Origin of the sequence: Bacillus sp. SRB_331 (assembly GCF_003264175.1) — a bacterium.
Classification (GTDB): Bacteria; Bacillota; Bacilli; order Bacillales; family Bacillaceae_G; genus Bacillus_A; species Bacillus_A mycoides.
On sequence record NZ_NADV01000112.1, the window covers coordinates 1 to 328 of the forward strand.

The 328-nt window shown below is 44.2% G+C and carries 1 protein-coding gene; it reads left to right on the plus strand.

The genetic code is table 11. The features are described from left to right. Positions 1-328 (plus strand): reverse transcriptase domain-containing protein (locus B5P42_RS31460; protein WP_220089412.1); only part of this gene is annotated, 328 nt, incomplete at both ends.

Consider the following 328-nt stretch of genomic DNA (forward strand, 5'->3'; position numbering starts at 1 on the left):
GTTAAAGGTTATTCAAAGCGCCCAGGAGTTGATTACAATGAAACCTTCTCACCTGTTGCTCATCTCTCTTCAGTTCGCCTTATCTTCGCACTCGCTGCCTCCACAAATTTGAAATTGCGTCAACTTGACGTGGTGGGTGCATTTCTCCAAGCGGACCTACATGAAGAGATATATATGAAACAGCCTACCAGATTCTCAACTGGTGACCCTTCTCAAGTATGTCGATTAAAGAAAAGCCTCTACGGACTCAAACAAGCTGGTCTCGAGTGGAATAACACAATCAATCAGTTTATCTGTGAAGATCTGTCCTTCGTTCGCCTCAAATCGG